2 protein-coding genes are annotated in these 2,813 nt (G+C 75.0%); both read left to right on the top strand.

From position 1 onward, the window contains the following. Position 1 precedes the first annotated feature (1 nt). Positions 2–760, top strand: coding sequence for an NUDIX hydrolase (locus IE312_RS21150; RefSeq protein WP_189983923.1), 759 nt, complete (start codon positions 2–4; stop codon positions 758–760). A 162-nt stretch (positions 761–922) separates the two neighbouring features. Then, positions 923–2,813 (top strand): ATP-binding cassette domain-containing protein (locus IE312_RS21155; RefSeq protein ID WP_229900241.1); only part of this gene is annotated, 1,891 nt, incomplete at its 3' end.

A 2,813-nucleotide genomic window follows, 5' to 3' on the forward strand; every position in this document is an offset into this window, starting at 1 on the left:
CATGCCCTACGACCCGTCAGCCTTCCCGCCCTTCGCCGTCACCGTGGACCTGGTCGTGCTGACCGTGCGCCGCCATGCCCTGTGCGCGCTGGCGGTCCGCCGGGGCGAGCCTCCCTTTCAGGGGCGCTGGGCGCTGCCCGGGGGCTTCGTACGGGACGACGAGGACCTGTCGCAGGCGGCGGCGCGCGAGCTGGCCGAGGAGACCGGGCTGTGCGCCCACGACCCCTCGGCCCCCGCCCAGGACAACGGGGCCCACCTGGAGCAGCTCGCCACCTACGGCGACCCCAAGCGGGACCCGCGCATGCGGGTGGTCAGTGTCGCGCACCTCGCGCTCGCCCCCGACCTGCCCGCCCCGCGCGCCGGAGGCGACGCCAGCAACGCCCGCTGGGCCCCGGTCGAGGAGTTGCTCCAACAGGGCGGCTGCGGCCGCGACGGCGAGCCCGTGGCACCGCTCGCCTTCGACCACGCCCAGATCCTCGCCGACGGAGTGGAGCGCGCCCGCTCCAAGATCGAGTACTCGTCGCTGGCCACTGCCTTCTGCCCGCCCGAGTTCACCGTCGGAGAGCTGCGCCGGGTGTACGAGGCGGTGTGGGGCGTGGCACTCGACCCGCGCAACTTCCACCGCAAGGTCACCGGAACCCCGGGTTTCCTGGTCCCGACGGGCGGTACGACCACGCGTCAGGGCGGCAGGCCCGCTCAGCTCTTCCGCGCCGGCGGCGCCACCCTGCTCAACCCGCCGATGCTGCGCCCCGAGGTCTGAGGACCGCGGCGGCGGGCCTGTCGCACCGCCGGCGCGCCGGTCACCCTCGCCGGCTACACGCTCCACCGAATGGCGGATGGATGAGGGGACAGATCACACGGCATATGTTCGCAAGACGCCCTATACCGGAAAAAACGGATATGGCGCGCTATCTTGCTGCAGGTGATCCAGGCCTTCGGACTGACCAGCAATCCCCGCAAGGCGCATCCGCCCGCCGTCGACGACGTCTCCTTCGAAGCGCGTGCCGGGCATGTCACCGCGCTCCTCGGGAGCGCCGGCGCGGGCAAGACGACGCTGCTCAAACTGATGCTTGAGCTCCAGGCGGGGCGGGGCATCACCTACTTCAAAGGCCGGCCCCTGCACCTGATCGCCCACCCCTCACGCGAAGTGGGCGTCCTCCTCGGCGACGTACCGGGCCACCCGGCCCGCACGGTCCGCGGGCACCTGCGCATGCTGTGCGCCGCGGCGGGGGTCCCCGCGCGACGGGCCGACGAGGTCCTCGAAGTGGTCGGCCTCGTCAGCCTCCGTGAAGAGCGCCTCGGCACGCTGTCGCGCGGCATGGACCGCAGGCTCGGACTGGCCTGCGCCCTGCTCCCCGACCCGCACACGCTCGTCCTGGACGAACCCACGGACGGTCTCTCCGTCCGCGAAGCCCAGTGGCTGCACGGCATGCTGCGGGCCCACGCCACCCAGGGCGGCACTGTACTCTTCACCACGGCCGACCCGAAGGAGGCCGCACGCACCGCCGACCGGGTCGTCACGCTCGACGGCGGCAGAGTCCTCGCCGATCAGGAGGCCAAGGCCTTCGCCCGCAACCGGCTGCGCCCGCGCGTGGCCGTCCGCAGTCCCCACGCCACACGCCTCGCGGCCCTGCTCGCCAAGGACGCCCGCACCACCCGGCGCTCCGTCGAAGTCGTGCGCGAGGACGGCAACCGCCTGTCCGTGTACGGCACGACGACCGCCGACGTGGGCGAGATCGCCTTCCGCCACGGCATCCTCGTCCACCAACTGGCAGACGAGGTGGGCGACATGGGGCCGGGCGCCGGTGCCGAGAGCAACGCGGGGAAGTGCGCACCCGAGTCCCGGCAGGCCCCGGGGGACGCCTCGCCGGACCGGGAATCCGCACCGGATCACACCCCGGCGGAAGGAGGCCCGGCAGCTCTCGACCACCCGCACGGGGAGCCGCAGCACGTCTCGGCCGGTCGCGTGCGGGCGGGTGGTGAGCGCGTGGCGGCCCGTGGCGGTCCGGCGGAGCCCGGCCCCGCCGCACTCGACGGCCCGACCGCGGATCCGAGCCGGACCGTGGACGAGTTCCCGCCGCCGGCACCCGAGCACGCACAGGCGGACAGGGCACAGGGGCCCGGGAGCGCCGGCGCCCCGACGGCGGAGCCGCACACCGCGGGTCCGGCCACGGAATCCGGTGCCACGGGGTACGGTCCGGCAGCGGCAGAAGCGCGCGCCGACGCCTGGTCCGCACCGGACCCCGGCGCCCCGGCGCCAGGACTCCGGGCGGGAAGCGCTCCACCCTCCGGGCAGCCGGCGGGACGGCACGAGCGCACCCCGGCCGACCCGTCGGTGCCGGAGCCGGAACGGGCTGCGGGCGGCCGTTCTTCGGTCGGTGAGGAGGATCCTCGGCGGGGGTTTACCGAGGCCCCCTCGCTCGCCGGCGCGCCGGCCACCGGCGACGCGTCGGCCGTCACGGCAGCGTCGGCAGTCACATCAGCGTCAGCGGCCACAGCAGCGTCGGTCACAGGGTCGCCGGAGGACGGCCTGGCGCACAGTGCGACCGCATCCGGCGGGGAGCGCACGGCCGGTGGCGGACCCGGCGACACGTCGGCCGGATCCGTCGCAGCCCGGTCGGGAGACCCGTCGGCCGCCTCGGACACCGGCCTGGGGGCAGTGGCGACTGCCCCCGAGCCGCAGACCGGCAGCACGCGTGTCCTGGCCAAGGCCGTCACCGGCGCCCGCACCTTCCTCCCCGGAGCCAGGAACCCGGGCACCCGTCAGCCGCAGGCCGGACGCGCCGCCCGCCTCGACGGTGATGTCCGCCCCC

This window comes from Streptomyces capoamus (assembly GCF_014654935.1).
GTDB lineage: Bacteria > Actinomycetota > Actinomycetes > Streptomycetales > Streptomycetaceae > Streptomyces > Streptomyces capoamus.

Excerpts from the sequence above, each read along its gene's own strand:
- IE312_RS21150 (WP_189983923.1), top strand. The coding sequence starts at position 2 with ATGCCCTACGACCCGTCAGCCTTCCCGCCCTTCGCCGTCACCGTGGAC.